We start from the raw sequence: 14418 nt of genomic DNA, 5'->3' as shown, positions 1-14418 counted from the left end.
TACTTTTGCGCTTTTCAAAAGTGAGCCGCTGTAAAAGCGGAACCCATAGCAGCCGTTACCGCAGAAACGGATATGTACTCAACCCAATCCAACACCCTGGTCGGCCCAGAGGCCGCCATCGGCGGCAAGCCCCCTCCCACACTTGAATGTATTCACAAATCAAAATGTGGCAGGGCCAGTGCGACGATTCGACTTGCCCCCGATGAGGCCGGCACAGACGACTAAGTCGCCGGCCGAATCGCCTTGATCAACGCCTGCAACGAATACCCCAGACGCGGCGCCAAGGCTTCTGCACGGACCACCAGCGCCTCCAGGTCCAACTCCTGATCCAGCTCCGAAGGCACCAGCAGAATCACATTGCCCTCCTTCACCGGCAGTTCCCAGTAATGCCGGTGATACAACCCGCGCAACAACGCTGCGCCCAGCGGCTTGCCGTCATCGGTGGCCCACTGGTTGATCACCAGCCAGCCGCCCGGGTTGAGCTTCTTCTGGCAGTTCTCGAGGAACGTCCAGGCCAGATGGCCGACGCCCGGCCCCACATCGGTGTACAAGTCGACGAAGATCAGATCGGCCGGTTCAGCGCTGTCGAGCAATTGCAGGGCATCGCCGATGCGGATATACAGGCGTGGATCATCGTCCAGCCCCAAATACTCCATCGCCAGGCGCGGTACGTCGGGGCGCAGCTCGATGGCTTCAACATCGTCAAGCGTCAAGAACCTGAGGCATGCCTGGGTCAACGTGCCGGCGCCCAGGCCGAGGAACAGCGCACTCTCCGGCTGCTCATGGCACAACGCCCCGATCAACATCGCGCGGGTATAGTCATACTCCAGCCAGCTCGGGTCGGCGGTGAACACACAACTTTGCTCGATGGCGTCGCCAAATTCGAGAAAACGGTAATCGGCCACTTCCAGCACACGGATCATGCCGAAATCATCATGGACTTCGGCCAGCAGGCGCTCCACACGCTCCTCGCTCATCACTACTCCTAACGGGTTGGCTGCAGGGCAAAGTGCGCGATTGTCGGCCAAGCGACGTCGGCAGGTCACGCACTAATTGCTGCTAACATTGGCGTCCGAACTTCAACCTACCCAACGAGTGCATGATGAGCCAACCCTGGAGCCCCGACAGCTGGCGTGCCCTGCCTATCCAGCAGCAACCCCGCTACCCGGATGCTGCGCACCTGCAGCGAGTGGAGCAGAGCCTGGCCAGTTACCCGCCGCTGGTGTTTGCCGGGGAAGCCCGCGAATTGCGTCGTCAGTTTGCCGAAGTGACCCAGGGTCGCGCCTTCCTGCTGCAAGGCGGTGACTGCGCCGAGAGCTTTGCCGAGTTCTCCGCCGCGAAAATCCGTGACACCTTCAAGGTGCTGCTGCAGATGGCGATTGTCATGACCTTCGCCGCCGGCTGCCCGGCGGTCAAAGTCGGGCGCATGGCAGGCCAGTTCGCCAAACCGCGCTCGTCCAACGATGAAACCATCGACGGCGTCACCCTGCCCGCCTACCGCGGCGATATCGTCAATGGCATCGGCTTCGACGAAAAAAGCCGCGTACCGGACCCGGACCGCCTGCTGCAGAGCTACCACCAGTCCACCGCGACCCTCAACCTGCTGCGCGCCTTTGCCCAAGGCGGCTTCGCCGACCTGCACCAGGTGCACAAGTGGAACCTGGACTTTATCGCCAACTCCGCGCTGGCCGAGAAATACAGCCAACTGGCTGACCGCATCGACGAAACCCTGGCCTTCATGCGCGCCTGCGGCATGGACGACTCGCCGCAGCTGCGCGAGACCAGCTTCTTCACCGCTCACGAAGCGTTGCTGCTCAACTATGAAGAAGCCTTTGTACGTCGCGACAGCCTGACCAACGACTACTACGACTGCTCGGCCCATATGCTCTGGATTGGCGACCGTACCCGGCAGTTGGATGGCGCCCATGTCGAATTCCTGCGCGGGGTGAACAACCCGATCGGGGTCAAGGTCGGCCCGAGCATGAACCCCGACGACCTGATCCGTCTTATCGATATTCTCAACCCGGACAACGACCCTGGCCGCTTGAACCTGATCGCACGCATGGGCGCCAATAAGGTGGGCGACCACCTGCCCGGGCTGATTCGCGCCGTACAGCGCGAAGGCAAGCAAGTGCTGTGGAGCAGCGACCCGATGCATGGCAACACCATCAAGGCCAGCAGCGGTTACAAGACCCGCGACTTTGCGCAGATCCTTGGCGAAGTGAAGGAGTTCTTCCAGGTCCACCAGGCTGAAGGCAGCTATGCCGGCGGCATTCATATCGAGATGACCGGGCAGAACGTCACCGAATGCATCGGCGGCGCACGGCCGATCACCGAAGACGGTTTGTCGGACCGCTATCACACCCACTGCGACCCGCGGATGAACGCCGATCAGTCCCTGGAACTGGCGTTCCTGATTGCCGAAACCCTGAAACAGGTCAAGCGCTAGATGGGTGTCGACTGGACTGACGCCAATCGGGGGCAAGCCCCCTCCCACATGTGGAGCGTATTCCCCTGTGGGAGGGGCTTGCCCCCGATGGCGCCCTAAAGCCCAGCATCCATCTTGAGCATTGCCAAACGTAACCGCGCAGCACTCGGCCGCTGGCAATTGAGCTTGACCTGTTGCAGCCCCAGCCAATCGGCCATCTGCCGCAGGTTCAGCGCCAACGCCAGCATGCCCGGCTCGTCCAGGCCCTGCTCCTCCTCGTGCACCGCATGCACCGCCAGGCAGCCGTTGGCCCGCTCGGCGCGCACATCAACGCGCGCAGCGATCCGCTCGTTGTGCAAAAACGGCAGGACGTAGTAGCCGTACACCCGCTTGTGTTGGGGGGTGTAGATTTCCAGGCGGTACCTGAAATCGAACAGGCGCTCGGTACGGGCACGCTCCCAGATCAACGAATCAAAGGGCGACAGCAACGCGCTGGCCGGCACGTTGCGTGGCACTTTCGGCGCGGGCAGGCAGTACGCCGATTGCTTCCAGCCCTGCACCCGACAGCTCAGCAACTGTCCCTCCTCGACCAACTCAGCCAGGCGCTGGCGACTGTCGACGGGGTCGAGGCGGAAGTAATCGCGCAGGTCTTTTTCAGTGGCCACGCCCAATGCGCCGGCGCTGTGCACCAACAAGCCGCGCAGGGCCTCGGCTTCGCTCACGACGGTTTGAAGGATTTCGCCGGGGATCACTCGCTCCGGCAAATCGTACAGGCGCTCAAACCCGCGCCGCCCGGCCACGGTGACCAGACCGGCCGCGAACAGCCATTCCAGCGCATGTTTCTCGTCACTCCAATCCCACCAGGGCCCGGCGCGCTCTTCACGGGTCGACAGGCTGCCCGCACCTAAGGCGCCCTGCTGTTCGACAGCCTGCAGAACGCGCTGGACCGTGTCCTGCCGCTCCCGCCCGAACCGCGCCATTTGCGCGTAAATCCCCTGGCCCTGCCTGGCCCGCTCCATGCGCCAGCGCATCAAGGGGTACATCGCCATGGGCAGCAGCGAGGCCTCATGCCCCCAGTATTCGAACAGCGAGCGCCGTCGCCCCTGGCTCCAGGCGGCCTGTTCCAGAATCAAGGGGGAATAATTGCCCAGTCGAGAAAACAGCGGCAGGTAATGGGAACGCACCACCGCATTGACCGAGTCGATCTGCAGCACGCCAAGGCGTTCGATCAGGCGGTTGAGGTGTGCGGCTTTTATCTGCGCCGGCGGCTGGCGCCCGGAAAAGCCCTGGGCCGCCAGCGCCATGCGGCGTGCCTGCTTGAGGGAAAAGGAGAGGACGGCGGGCATGGATGGCTCCTTGAATGCTCGCGCCTACCCTACTGCATCCGAAGTCACTTGCGCAGCGGGTCATCCCAGAAATGCCGGTGGATCTCCTGCTCCACGTCGACACGGTTGAGCCCGATATCCTTAAGCGCATCATCACTCATGCCCGCCAGCATCCGGCGTTCGCGATGCAACGCCGGCCAACGCGAAATGCTGCGAAGAAGCCCTGACAACGGCGACCTTGCCATCGACCCATGATCTTTTTGACCTTTCATCTTCTCGCCCTCCAGTGGGGATGACGCGAGTGTGTGCCTGCGCCTATGATCAATCCAACGAATGTTTCTTATGCAATACATCTTGGAGATTGATCAATTGTCGACTTACCCGAGCATCGACACGGAAGTGCTGCGCACCTTCGTCGCCATCGCCGATCAGGGCGGTTTTACCCGCGCAGGGGAACTGGTCAACCGCACCCAATCGGCGGTGAGCATGCAAATGAAACGTCTGGAAGAAGACGTGCTGCAGCGCAAGCTGTTCGAACGCGACGGCCGTCAGGTGCGGCTGACGCCTGAGGGCCAGGTATTGCTGGGCTATGCGCGGCGCATCCTGAAACTGCACAGCGAAGTGTTCAACACCCTGCGCGAGCCGCATATGGTGGGGTTGGTGCGCATCGGCACGCCGGACGATTACGTGATGCGCTTCCTGCCGGGCATTCTCAAGCAGTTTTCCAAGGCCTATCCGCTGATCCAGATCGAGCTGCACTGCGAGTCGTCAACGGTGCTGATGCAGAGACGGGACCTGGCCTTGACCGTCATCAGCCGCGAGCCCGGCAACGATCTCGGTGAATTCCTGCGCACTGAGCGCATGGTGTGGGCCGCCGCGCCGTGTTTTTGCGTGGACGAGCACGAGTCCCTGCCCCTGGCGGTTTCCGGCGGCGACTGCCTCTACACGCAGTGGGCCCAGGCCGCGCTGGATACGGCTGGACGGGATTATCGCCTGGCCTATCACAGCTCCAATGGCGCGGCGATCCTGGCAGTGGTCAGTGCCGGCCTGGCGGCGATGGTCAGCATGGAAAGCCTGGTGTCCCAGGACCTGCGCGTGCTCGGCAGCGACGAAGGCTTCCCGCCTTTGCCGTCGATGAACCTGCGCTTGCTGCGCAACCCGCAAATGACGTCGCCCATTACCGAATGCCTGGCCGAATACATTCTCGAAGGGTTCAGACTTTAAACGTCAGCATCACCGCGCACACCGCCAGAAAACCGCAGAACAGGCCACGTAACACCCGCTCGGGCAGTGCATGAGCGACTTTCACGCCCCAACTGATGCTGAGCAGGCCGCCCACGGCCAACGGCACGCCGATCAGCCAGTCCACTTCGTGATGCCAGGCGTAAGTGACCAGGGTCACGCCGGTGCTGGGCAGCGCCAGCGCCAGGGACAAGCCCTGGGCGACCACCTGGCTGGTGCCGAAAACGCTGGTAAGCACCGGCGTGGCCACCACCGCGCCACCGACACCGAACAATCCGCCCATGGCGCCTGACGCTGCGCCGAGTACGCCCAGCCACGGCCAGGAATAGCGCATTTGCGCCGTCGGCGGTGCGTTACGGGTGAACATGCGCAACAGGTTGTAGGCTGCCAGTACCACCAAAAAGACGATAAACCCGATCCGCATCGCGCCGGCATCCAGGCCTACCGCCCAAATTGAACCCAGCCATGCGAAGCTGAAGCCCATCACACCCAGCGGCAAGGCGTGGCGCAGTTCAATGCGGTTGCGCTGGTGATACCGCCACAGGGCCAGCATCACATTGGGCACCACCATCACCAGCGCGGTGCCTTGGGCGATCTGCTGATCAAGCCCGAACAGCACACCCAGCACCGGGATGGCGATCAGTCCGCCGCCAATACCAAACAAGCCGCCTACTGTGCCCAGGGCCGCGCCCAATACCAGGTACATCGCCAGATCCACCACCGCTCGCTACTCCACAAATCCTGAGTGTTGCATGCTACGCAGTCCGCTATGGCGCGCAAAGGCACAGCAACGCACAATGGCTGTGCCAAACTCGCACAAGCATGGACCCATGAATCCCAATACGTTGACCGACCAGTTGAGCCTGTTTCTCGATGTGCTGGAAAGCGGCAGCTTTTCCGCCGCTGCGCGCCGCTATCCGTTAACCCCCTCGGCAGTGGCGCGGCGTATCGACAGTTTGGAGAACGCTGTCGGCAGCCGCCTGTTCCAGCGCAGCACCCATGCCGTGGTCCCTACCCCGGCCGGACTGGCCTTTGCCGAGCGGGCGCGACGGATTGTCGGCGAGTTGCAGCTGGCGCGCGCCGAAGCCGTGTCCCTGAGCCATGCGCCCGAAGGCCTGATCCGCGTGGACGCACCGGCGGCGTTCGGGCGACGGCACTTGGCGCCCGTGATCGCAGATTTCCTGCAGGTGTACCCAGGGCTGGATGTACAGCTGCATTTGATCGACAGTTTTGTCGATATGCAGGGCGCGCACCTGGGCAAGGTCGACCTGGTGCTGCGCGCCGGGCATATTGCCGACACGCGTCTGATCGCCACGCCGCTTGCCAGTATCGTGCGCATTGCCTGCGCCAGCCCGGCTTACCTGAAAAGCCGAGGCACGCCAACGCACCCGCGGGAACTGAGCGAGCACGACGGCCTGGACTGGGACGGGTTGGCGCCGATGTTCGCCTGGCGCTTCGAACTGGACGGGCGCCGTGCCATCTATCGCCCTCGTCGTATCCGCATGAGTGCCAACAATGCCGAGGCCCTGCTCTCCGGCGCCCTGGCAGGGCTGGGCATTGCGCACCTGCCTACGTGGCTGGCCAGCGAATACCTAGTGCGCGGTGAACTCTTGCCACTGTTTTGTGAAAGCGGCTTGCCGAACCCGGAAACCGCCGGCATCTATGCGCTACGCCTGGAACAGCAACCCAATGCACGCAGCCGGTTGCTGCTGGAATACCTGAAGTCCCGTTTCAGCCCGGTGCCGCCCTGGGATCTGGCATTGCAAAGCGGCCTGGTCTGACCGTGCGCGCAGAATTACCTGGCGCATTAAAGATTTGCCCGCTAGATTCCCGTCATACCGGCTTTTCGAGGCACCGCCATGAGCAAAAATCCAACCCCCTGTGAATCCTTGATGCTGGATAACCAGCTGTGTTTCGCATTGCATTCCACCTCGCTGCTGATGACCAAGGCATACAAACCTCTCCTTCAGGCCCTCGGCCTGACCTATCCGCAGTACCTGGCCATGATGGTGTTGTGGGAAGAAGACGGTTTGACCGTGGGTGAAATCAGCAGCCGCCTGCTCACCGACCCCGGCTCCCTGACGCCTTTGCTCAAGCGCCTGGAAGCCGAAAGCCTGTTGAGCCGCACCCGCAGCCGCGAAGACGAGCGTGTGGTAGTGGTGGAGTTGACCGCTGCCGGGCGGGCGCTGCAGGACAAGGCCATGGGGATCCCGCAGTGCATCCTCGGGGCCAGCGGGATGGAACTGGAGCAGTTACGCAAGCTGCAGGCGGATTTGATTGCTTTGCGCAGCAACCTGCAAAACACACTCTAAAGAAGCACCAAATCCTGTAGGAGCGAGCTTGCTCGCGAAAAACGTCAACGATAACGCGTACTTCCTGAATGAATGCGGTGTCTGTGAGTTTTTCGCGAGCAAGCTCGCTCCTACAAAAAAAGCCTTACTGACTGGCATTAGGGTGTGCCCCCTCCCACATTGTTTTCCCGTCACCTGAAAAATATTTGTGAATTTATCTTTCGCACTAAACATTAGCGCTATACATTCACCTCACCAACTACTTAGCGCGCAAACATTTAGCGCTAATAATCAGAGGACGACACCATGCAAACGCTCTATACCGCAGTAGCCACCGCCACCGGCGGCCGTGATGGTCGCGCTGTCTCCAGCGACAACATCCTCGACGTCAAACTCTCCACGCCCAAGGAATTGGGCGGTGCCGGCGGTCAGGCCACCAATCCTGAGCAACTGTTCGCCGCCGGCTACTCGGCCTGCTTTATCGGTGCACTGAAATTCGTCGCCGGCCAGACCAAACGCAAAATCCCAGATGACGCTTCGATCACCGCCCACGTTGGCATCGGCCAGATCCCCGGCGGTTTCGGCCTGGACATCGACCTGCACATCAGCCTGCCAGGCCTGGACCAGGATGACGCGCAAACGCTGGTCGACGCCGCTCACCAGGTCTGCCCGTACTCCAACGCCACTCGCGGCAACGTTGATGTGCGTCTGCGCGTAACCGTTTAACCACTGTCGCCCTGATCGGGACCATTACACCACCGATGCCAGCCAGCGCGCGGAGCGCTACGCCCGCAAACTGGACCCGGCCGGTATGCCGGTGTAAACCCTGCACGCATAAAAAAGCCCGACACATGGTCGGGCTTTTTCGTTCGTATCGCGGCGCAGGAATTACTTCTTGGCGCGACCTTTGTACGAACCACCTTCACGGGTGTCGATCTCGATCAGGTCGTCGATTTCGATGAAATCGGCCACTTGCAGTTCGGTACCGTTGCTCAGCTTGGCAGGCTTCATCACCTTGCCGGAAGTGTCACCGCGAGCGGAACCTTCGGTGTAGGCAACTTTACGCACGATAGTGGTCGGCAGCTCTACGGAAACCAGGCGCTCTTCGAAGAAAATAGCTTCGCAGACGTCTTCCATGCCTTCTTCGATGAACGGCAGAACGGCTTCGATATCTTCAGCGTTCAGCTCGTACATGGTGTAGTCGGTGGTGTCCATGAACGTGTAGGTGTCGCCGCTGATGAAGGACAGGGTCGCTTCCTTGCGGTCGAGGATCACGTCGTCCAGTTTGTCATCGGCGCTGTAGACGATCTCGGTCTTGTAACCGGTCAGCAGGTTCTTCAGCTTGGTCTTCATGATGGCGCTGTTACGACCGGACTTGGTGAACTCAGCTTTCTGAACCAGCCAAGGGTCGTTTTCGAGACGGATCACTGTACCGGGTTTCAGTTCTTTACCAGTTTTCATTGCATATATCCGAAATTTGGATGGGATTTACAAAAATCAAGGTGGCGTATCATATCCAACTTTCATAAAACTGTACCAGCGCCGTCGCAAGATCGGCCTGCAAGGCCTGTTCCAGACACCAGTTCTGCGCATGTGCGTTGAGTTCCGGCCAGTGCTCCTGCAGCCTTTTCCACGGCTGGGCCATATCGCCCTCGGTGTTCCAGGCTTGCCACAGTGCCACCAGCGCCGCCTTGGCAGCCGGCGACAAGGCGGCGGTGTACAGCTCGAGAAAGGCATCGAGCTTGTCCAGGTGGATGTCTTCGTCCTGACGATAGATGTGCCACAGCAACGGGCGCCCGGCCCACTGGGCGCGCACGAACGAATCCTCGCCACGCACGGCATTCAGCTCACAGCACCACAATAATTTGTCGTACTGCGCCTGGCGCACGAACGGCAGCACCTGCACGGTCAACGCCCCGCGCTGATGAATCGCCCCGGCCGTGAGCCCTTCCTCGCCCAGCCAGCGTTGCACATCGCCCAGGATGCGCCCTTCCGGCACCAACAGATGAGTGGCACGCCCGTCTGTCGACAACACGTCCAGCCAGCCGCCCAGCGCGGCGTTTTCGTAGGCGAACAGCGAGATCAGCCGCGCATCGGCTACCGGAAACACGCCCAGGGCCTGCAGGAATTGGCGCTGCGCATGGGTGTCCTGCTGAAAAGCCTGACGCTGCTGCAGTAACCCTGCTTCACGCAACAGCCCGCCAGTGCCTGGGCGAAAGCCAGGAAAAAAGAAGTACTTCTGCACCCCCTTGAACTTCACCGACGGCAGGCGGTGACAGCCCACCACCCAGTCCTCGGCACTGAGGTAATCCAGGTTCATCCACAACGGCGTGCGCGCGCGCGCGGCCATGGCTTCCATGTAGTCAGCCGGCAGTTGGCAAGCAAACGCCGCGATCACCACATCGGCCGCCGGGGTTGGCGCCCATTCGCTCGGCCAGTGGCGCACGTCGACGCCCTCTTGCCACTGCTGCTCCAGGCTGACATCGATCTGCGGGCACATGCGCTCAAAGGCGCGCAGGTCATCGACCCACAGGCGCACAGCGCACGCGTGCTCGGCGACCAATTGCCGGGCCAATCGCCAGGTCACGCCAATGTCGCCATAGTTGTCGACGACGCTGCAAAAAATATCCCAGCGGGCTTTCATTCCGGGCTCCAATGCTCAAAGGCTCGATTGTCCGCATAAATGCGCCGATGCAGAAGGCTTGATCACGATTATTCTGCACAGTGGCTGTGCGACAATCGCCAACTTGCCGTCAATGCTCGCCAGGAGGCCACCATGTCCGACCGTCCGATGTCGCTGTTCAAACTGTGCATCGCCATTGCCGCAGGCGTGTGGCTGGGGTTTATCGCCATCGCGCTGACCACCTGGCTGGCCTCGCGCTACCTGTTCCCGCAGAGCCTGGCGCCGGTGGCCCAGGCCGTTCAACAGTTGGGCAAACCGCCTGCGGCTGCACCGGAGCCGACCAACCGCATGTTTGAGCAGTACCAGCAGAACCTGCAAAAGCAGGAGCAGCAACAGACCCTGGAGCAGGCGCGAAACAATGCGCGCAATTTGTCCAACCCCAAATGCCAGTTCTGGCTGCAACAGGACCAGAACGCCCCCAACGAAAAAAGCCGGGCAAATGTCCTGCAATTCTGCGAATGATCAAGCACAGCCATGAATAAACACGCCGTCCTTCAATTGATTCTGGAAAAGCTGACAGTCGACCTCGATGTCCTCCAACGCGCCGCGCAGGCCGCTTACGAGACGGCGACCCACGAAGAAAACATCGCCGAGAACAAATACGACACCCTAGGCCTTGAGGCCTCGTACCTGGCGACCGGACAAGCCAGGCGAGTCGAGGAAATCAGGCAATCGCTGGTGCTGTGCCAGAATCTGCAGCTGCGTGCCTACGATGATCAGCGCGGGATTGAACTCGGCACCCTGGTCGGTCTGGAAGACGAGGACGGTCGCCAGCAGTGGCTGTTCCTGGCGCCGGATGCGGCGGGGTTGAAGGTGGCTGTGGTCGGGCAACCCGTCACCGTCATCACCCCGCGCGCTCCGTTGGGCAAGAGCCTGCTGGGCAAGTGCATCGATGACGAGGTGGAGATTCTGGTGGCGGGCGCCCGGCAATACTTCACCGTGACCGAGGCCCGCTGAGCCGCTTTAGTGAACCGGCAGTTCAACGCCGTCGAACAACGCTTCCAGTTCCTGCTTGTTGTGGCACTGAATCGCCTTGGCCATCACTTCGCGGGTCAGGTGCGGTGCGAATTTCTCGATGAAATCGCACATGAAACCGCGTAGGAACGTGCCACGCCGGAAACCGATCTTGGTCACGCTGGATTCGAACAGCTCGCTGGCATCGAGCACCACCAGGTCTTTATCGAGCTGGGTGTCGACGGCCATCTTGGCGACGATGCCCACGCCCAGGCCCAGGCGCACGTAAGTCTTGATCACATCGGCGTCGGCTGCGGTAAACACCACCTTCGGGGTAAGACCGCGGTGGCTGAAGGCTTCGTCGAGCTTGGAACGCCCGGTGAACCCGAAGACGTAGGTCACGATCGGGTATTCGGCCAAGGCTTCCAGGGTCAGCTTCGGCAACTTGGCCAAGGGGTGTCCCTGCGGCACCACCACGCAACGGTTCCAGCGGTAGCACGGCATCATGACCAGGTCACCGAACAGCTCCAGGGCTTCGGTGGCGATAGCGAAATCGACGGTGCCGTCAGCGGCCATCTCGGCGATCTGCATCGGCGAGCCCTGGTGCATGTGCAATGCCACGTCGGGGTATTGCTTGATAAAATCGCGGATCACCGGCGGCAAGGCGTAGCGTGCCTGGGTGTGGGTGGTGGCGATCGACAGGGTGCCCTTCTTCTCGTTGGAGAATTCCTGGGCGATCTGCTTGATGCTCTCGACCTTGCGCAGGATCTCGCCGGCCGTGGTAATGATGCGCTCGCCCGCCGGCGTGACGCGGGTCAAGTGCTTGCCGCTGCGCGCGAATACTTCGACGCCCAGCTCGTCTTCGAGCAGGCGGATCTGCTTGCTGATACCGGGTTGCGACGTGTAGAGGCTTTGAGCGGTTGCGGAAACGTTGAGGTCGTGGTGCGCCACTTCCCAGATGTAGCGCAGTTGTTGAAGCTTCATATGAATCCCTCAAAGCAGATAGACGCCACGGGTATCAGCGACGGTATATAACTATATTAAAGGTAAGATATATAAATCTAGAACTTTTTATCGTTTTTTACCGATCAATATCATCACTGCGCCGACGTTGCAGCGACGGCACCAGGTAAACCGGCACACTCGCCACCTGCACCAGGCGCGCAGCGGTACGCCCAAGCGGTGTAGCCGCTGCGCTGGCATGGCTATGACTGCCGACGATCAACAGGTCGACGCAAAGCTTATGCAGTTGGTCGAGAATCACTTCGCAGGGGTCCCCTTGGATCACCCGCACCGAACGAATCAACTTCAGGTCCTGCTCCCCATCCCCCAGCTCCTCGCGAAAGCTGTCGAGCACCCGTTGCTCGATCGTCGCCATGACCGTGGTCAGCCCCTGGCGCTGCCATTCGCTGAGGGCCTTTTCATCAAGGTAGCTCTGCAACACCGATTCAGCGAACAGCCCGATGGGCTCCACCACATGAATCACATATAAATCGGCCTTGAACGTTCGCGCCAACGCCAGGGCATGTTGCATGACATACGGTGCATACAGGCCAAGATCCGTGGCGTACAGCATCGAACGAATCATAGAACCCCCTGGGTTGCCAGGCTGGCGGAGATCAAATGAGCTTAGCAGCGCCTCGAGCAGTGCGGCTCAGCTCTCGCTCTGGATTTTCAACTCATTACTGATGCCATGGGGCACATGCCCGGTGGCCACGACCTCCCTGGCGCGCTCACAATGGCCGACCTGGTCATCGAAGAACACATCGGCGGCGAAGGCTTCCAGGAACGCGGATTTATCCAGGCCACCCAGGAACAACGATTCATCCAGGCGGATATCCCATTCGCGCAAGGTGCGAATGACCCGCTCGTGGGACGGCGCCGAGCGTGCGGTGACCAGTGCCGTGCGAATCGGGCACGCCTCGTCGGCGAACTCACGCTGCAACAGGTTGAGCGCCGCCAGGAAGCCCTTGAACGGGCCCCCGTGCAACGGCTCGCGCGCCGACTCTCGTTCGCTGGCCTGGAACGCTTCCAGGCCGCCGGCCTGATAGACGCGCTCGGACTCGTCGGAGAACAGCACCGCATCGCCATCGAAGGCGATGCGCAGTTCCTCGCTTGATGCCCGGTGCGGGCCACCCGACAGGATCGTCGCTGCGGCAAAACCGGCGTCGAGCGCACTGCGCACATCTTCTGCATGGGTCGACAGAAACAGATGGCAACCAAAGGCGGCTAAATACGGATAGGGACTACGCCCTCCAACGAAAGCGGCGCGGGAAATGTCCAGGCCGTAATGCTGGATCGAGTTGAACACTCGCAGGCCGGTATCGGCGCTGTTGCGCGACACCAATACCACCTCGACACGGGCGCGCCCGAGGCTGGCATTGAGGCTCAGCAGTTTCTTGACCAGCGGGAACGCGTCGCCGGGTTCAAGGATTTCCTCCTCGTGCTCGATCTGGTACTGGCGATACGGCTCCACGCCTTCGGCGAGATAGACCTTGTGGCTTTCGCTCAAATCGAATAAGGCTCGCGATGAAATCGCCAGCACCAGTTTGTCGCTCAATCCCTTCACCATGTCAGTGCCCCCGAATCAGCGATTGTGCCGATCAATAAAACTCAAGGCCTGGTAAAGCGCCTGCATGCGCGGCAATTCGCAGCCGGCCGCTTTGGCGGCGGCCAAGGGTCGCGCATAGATGGCCGCCAGTTCCAGCGCACGCTTGTGCACGTGATCGTGATACATGCTGGGCAGGTAGTCGTCCATGGTTTCAGTCATGGCAAACATCTGCCCGGCGTAGCTCGCGGCAATGTCATGGCCACAGGCGTGAGCGCCCTGCACCACTTCGGCCATCAGCGCCTGAATCAGCGCACGGCTGGATTCATCCGCCATCAGCGCGCGGGTCCCGGCGCCGAGCAAAACCGAGAGGCCGTTGAACGGCACATTCCACACCAGTTTATGCCAGCGGGCCTGATGCACGCTGGTCATGGCCTGGGACTCGATACCCGCTTGATGAAACAGGCCGGCCCCTTCTTCGACAATCGCCTGCTGCCGCGCTTCATCGTTGGCTGCGGTGCCGCTGTGATAGCCCAGGTTGACCCGCCCCAGCGCCTGATGCTCGACGACGCCCGGCGCGGCGCGATGCACGCCGATGTAACACAGGCCGCCGAGCAAGTGCAGCGACGGCGGCAGGTGTTCACGCAGGCTGTCCTCGACATCCAGTCCGTTTTGCAACAGCACCACCTTGGCATCCGGCGCCGCAACCTGGGCGATGGTCGGGGCCAGGTCGGCATTGCCGGTGGATTTGGTACCCACCAGCAGCCAATCGCACGGCGGCATATCCGCAGCGTTGGCATACGCCTGCACCGGATGCAGGTGCAGGTTGCCATGCACGCAGCTGTTGAGGCGCAGACCCTGCTTGCTGACCACTGCGTATTCGCTGCGCAGCAGAAAATGCACGTCGAACCCGGCACGCGCCAGCATCAGGCCATAAAACCCGCCAA

Annotated in this window: 17 protein-coding genes; 7 read left to right on the top strand and 10 right to left on the bottom strand. The window is 61.3% G+C overall.

Features of this window, described 5'->3' with window-relative positions:
* Positions 1–221: 221 nt before the first annotated feature.
* Positions 222–977 (bottom strand): spermidine synthase, encoded by a 756-nt coding sequence (locus BFP93_RS20695; RefSeq protein ID WP_065894705.1) that lies wholly within the window; start codon positions 975–977, stop codon positions 222–224.
* A gap of 125 nt (positions 978–1102) precedes the next feature.
* Between BFP93_RS20695 and BFP93_RS20690 the strand changes: the two genes are divergently transcribed.
* Entirely contained in the window at positions 1103–2449 is a 1347-nt protein-coding gene (locus tag BFP93_RS20690; protein ID WP_065894704.1) for a class II 3-deoxy-7-phosphoheptulonate synthase, read from the top strand.
* A gap of 95 nt (positions 2450–2544) precedes the next feature.
* Here BFP93_RS20690 and BFP93_RS20685 read toward each other — a convergent pair whose 3' ends face one another.
* Positions 2545–3774 carry a winged helix-turn-helix domain-containing protein gene (locus BFP93_RS20685; RefSeq protein ID WP_065894702.1) on the bottom strand — a complete coding sequence of 410 codons (1230 nt, stop codon included), beginning with the start codon at positions 3772–3774 and terminating at the stop codon, positions 2545–2547.
* Positions 3775–3818: 44 nt separating this feature from the next.
* Positions 3819–4025, bottom strand: coding sequence for a DUF1127 domain-containing protein (locus BFP93_RS20680; protein ID WP_065894700.1), 207 nt, complete (start codon positions 4023–4025; stop codon positions 3819–3821).
* A 70-nt stretch (positions 4026–4095) separates the two neighbouring features.
* Between BFP93_RS20680 and BFP93_RS20675 the strand changes: the two genes are divergently transcribed.
* Positions 4096–4977 (top strand): LysR family transcriptional regulator, encoded by an 882-nt coding sequence (locus BFP93_RS20675; RefSeq protein WP_065894698.1) that lies wholly within the window; start codon positions 4096–4098, stop codon positions 4975–4977.
* Here the strand turns inward: BFP93_RS20675 and BFP93_RS20670 are convergent.
* A complete protein-coding gene (locus BFP93_RS20670; protein WP_065885142.1) occupies positions 4967–5716 on the bottom strand; it encodes a sulfite exporter TauE/SafE family protein in 750 nt (249 codons plus the stop codon). The genes BFP93_RS20675 and BFP93_RS20670 overlap by 11 nt on opposite strands.
* 109 nt (positions 5717–5825) lie before the next feature.
* On the opposite strand from BFP93_RS20670, the gene BFP93_RS20665 reads away from it, so the two are divergent.
* The 3 genes from BFP93_RS20665 to BFP93_RS20655 all read left to right on the top strand — a co-directional run bounded on the left by BFP93_RS20665 (position 5826) and on the right by BFP93_RS20655 (position 8012).
* Positions 5826–6776 carry a LysR family transcriptional regulator gene (locus BFP93_RS20665; protein WP_065894696.1) on the top strand — a complete coding sequence of 317 codons (951 nt, stop codon included), beginning with the start codon at positions 5826–5828 and terminating at the stop codon, positions 6774–6776.
* A gap of 78 nt (positions 6777–6854) precedes the next feature.
* Positions 6855–7307 carry a MarR family winged helix-turn-helix transcriptional regulator gene (locus BFP93_RS20660; protein WP_065894694.1) on the top strand — a complete coding sequence of 151 codons (453 nt, stop codon included), beginning with the start codon at positions 6855–6857 and terminating at the stop codon, positions 7305–7307.
* Positions 7308–7592: 285 nt separating this feature from the next.
* Positions 7593–8012 (top strand): organic hydroperoxide resistance protein, encoded by a 420-nt coding sequence (locus BFP93_RS20655; RefSeq protein ID WP_065894692.1) that lies wholly within the window; start codon positions 7593–7595, stop codon positions 8010–8012.
* A 162-nt stretch (positions 8013–8174) separates the two neighbouring features.
* Here BFP93_RS20655 and BFP93_RS20650 read toward each other — a convergent pair whose 3' ends face one another.
* Together BFP93_RS20650 and earP are read right to left on the bottom strand one after the other, a co-directional pair.
* A complete protein-coding gene (locus BFP93_RS20650) occupies positions 8175–8747 on the bottom strand; it encodes an elongation factor P (protein ID WP_003172723.1) in 573 nt (190 codons plus the stop codon).
* A 49-nt stretch (positions 8748–8796) separates the two neighbouring features.
* Positions 8797–9930, bottom strand: coding sequence for an elongation factor P maturation arginine rhamnosyltransferase EarP (gene earP / locus BFP93_RS20645; RefSeq protein ID WP_065894690.1), 1134 nt, complete (start codon positions 9928–9930; stop codon positions 8797–8799).
* A 132-nt stretch (positions 9931–10062) separates the two neighbouring features.
* Between earP and BFP93_RS20640 the strand changes: the two genes are divergently transcribed.
* Both BFP93_RS20640 and BFP93_RS20635 read left to right on the top strand, forming a co-directional pair.
* Positions 10063–10431 carry a hypothetical protein gene (locus tag BFP93_RS20640; RefSeq protein ID WP_065894688.1) on the top strand — a complete coding sequence of 123 codons (369 nt, stop codon included), beginning with the start codon at positions 10063–10065 and terminating at the stop codon, positions 10429–10431.
* Positions 10432–10443: 12 nt separating this feature from the next.
* Positions 10444–10926, top strand: coding sequence for a GreA/GreB family elongation factor (locus BFP93_RS20635; protein WP_065894686.1), 483 nt, complete (start codon positions 10444–10446; stop codon positions 10924–10926).
* A 6-nt stretch (positions 10927–10932) separates the two neighbouring features.
* On the opposite strand, the gene cysB is transcribed toward BFP93_RS20635, so the two are convergent.
* From cysB to BFP93_RS20615, 4 genes are all read right to left on the bottom strand, one after another.
* Positions 10933–11907, bottom strand: a complete 975-nt coding sequence (gene cysB, locus BFP93_RS20630; RefSeq protein ID WP_057008395.1) for an HTH-type transcriptional regulator CysB — start codon at positions 11905–11907, stop codon at positions 10933–10935.
* Between the two features lie 97 nt (positions 11908–12004).
* Positions 12005–12511 (bottom strand): universal stress protein, encoded by a 507-nt coding sequence (locus tag BFP93_RS20625; protein WP_065894684.1) that lies wholly within the window; start codon positions 12509–12511, stop codon positions 12005–12007.
* Positions 12512–12577: 66 nt separating this feature from the next.
* Positions 12578–13495, bottom strand: a complete 918-nt coding sequence (locus tag BFP93_RS20620; RefSeq protein ID WP_065885134.1) for a 5'-nucleotidase — start codon at positions 13493–13495, stop codon at positions 12578–12580.
* A gap of 15 nt (positions 13496–13510) precedes the next feature.
* Positions 13511–14418, bottom strand: a 908-nt coding sequence (locus BFP93_RS20615; RefSeq protein WP_065894682.1) for a putative 2-dehydropantoate 2-reductase, incomplete at its 5' end; no start/stop codon positions are given.

It is taken from the genome of Pseudomonas sp. 44 R 15 (assembly GCF_900004965.1).
Taxonomy (GTDB): Bacteria; Pseudomonadota; Gammaproteobacteria; order Pseudomonadales; family Pseudomonadaceae; genus Aquipseudomonas; species Aquipseudomonas orientalis_A.
Note: the sequence above shows the minus strand (reverse complement) of the source record. Positions and strands in the feature narration are given on the sequence as shown.

What these genes read in the sequence shown, in the direction of transcription:
- BFP93_RS20665 (WP_065894696.1), top strand. Translation starts at nt 5,826, where the DNA reads ATGAATCCCAATACGTTGACCGACCAGTTGAGCCTGTTTCTCGATGTG.
- BFP93_RS20695 (WP_065894705.1), bottom strand. Translation starts at nt 977, where the DNA reads ATGAGCGAGGAGCGTGTGGAGCGCCTGCTGGCCGAAGTCCATGATGAT.
- BFP93_RS20625 (WP_065894684.1), bottom strand. Translation starts at nt 12,511, where the DNA reads ATGATTCGTTCGATGCTGTACGCCACGGATCTTGGCCTGTATGCACCG.
- BFP93_RS20635 (WP_065894686.1), top strand. Translation starts at nt 10,444, where the DNA reads ATGAATAAACACGCCGTCCTTCAATTGATTCTGGAAAAGCTGACAGTC.
- BFP93_RS20685 (WP_065894702.1), bottom strand. Translation starts at nt 3,774, where the DNA reads ATGCCCGCCGTCCTCTCCTTTTCCCTCAAGCAGGCACGCCGCATGGCG.
- BFP93_RS20655 (WP_065894692.1), top strand. Translation starts at nt 7,593, where the DNA reads ATGCAAACGCTCTATACCGCAGTAGCCACCGCCACCGGCGGCCGTGAT.
- BFP93_RS20675 (WP_065894698.1), top strand. Translation starts at nt 4,096, where the DNA reads ATGCAATACATCTTGGAGATTGATCAATTGTCGACTTACCCGAGCATC.
- cysB (WP_057008395.1), bottom strand. Translation starts at nt 11,907, where the DNA reads ATGAAGCTTCAACAACTGCGCTACATCTGGGAAGTGGCGCACCACGAC.
- BFP93_RS20650 (WP_003172723.1), bottom strand. Translation starts at nt 8,747, where the DNA reads ATGAAAACTGGTAAAGAACTGAAACCCGGTACAGTGATCCGTCTCGAA.
- BFP93_RS20660 (WP_065894694.1), top strand. Translation starts at nt 6,855, where the DNA reads ATGAGCAAAAATCCAACCCCCTGTGAATCCTTGATGCTGGATAACCAG.
- BFP93_RS20680 (WP_065894700.1), bottom strand. Translation starts at nt 4,025, where the DNA reads ATGAAAGGTCAAAAAGATCATGGGTCGATGGCAAGGTCGCCGTTGTCA.
- earP (WP_065894690.1), bottom strand. Translation starts at nt 9,930, where the DNA reads ATGAAAGCCCGCTGGGATATTTTTTGCAGCGTCGTCGACAACTATGGC.
- BFP93_RS20690 (WP_065894704.1), top strand. Translation starts at nt 1,103, where the DNA reads ATGAGCCAACCCTGGAGCCCCGACAGCTGGCGTGCCCTGCCTATCCAG.
- BFP93_RS20640 (WP_065894688.1), top strand. Translation starts at nt 10,063, where the DNA reads ATGTCCGACCGTCCGATGTCGCTGTTCAAACTGTGCATCGCCATTGCC.
- BFP93_RS20620 (WP_065885134.1), bottom strand. Translation starts at nt 13,495, where the DNA reads ATGGTGAAGGGATTGAGCGACAAACTGGTGCTGGCGATTTCATCGCGA.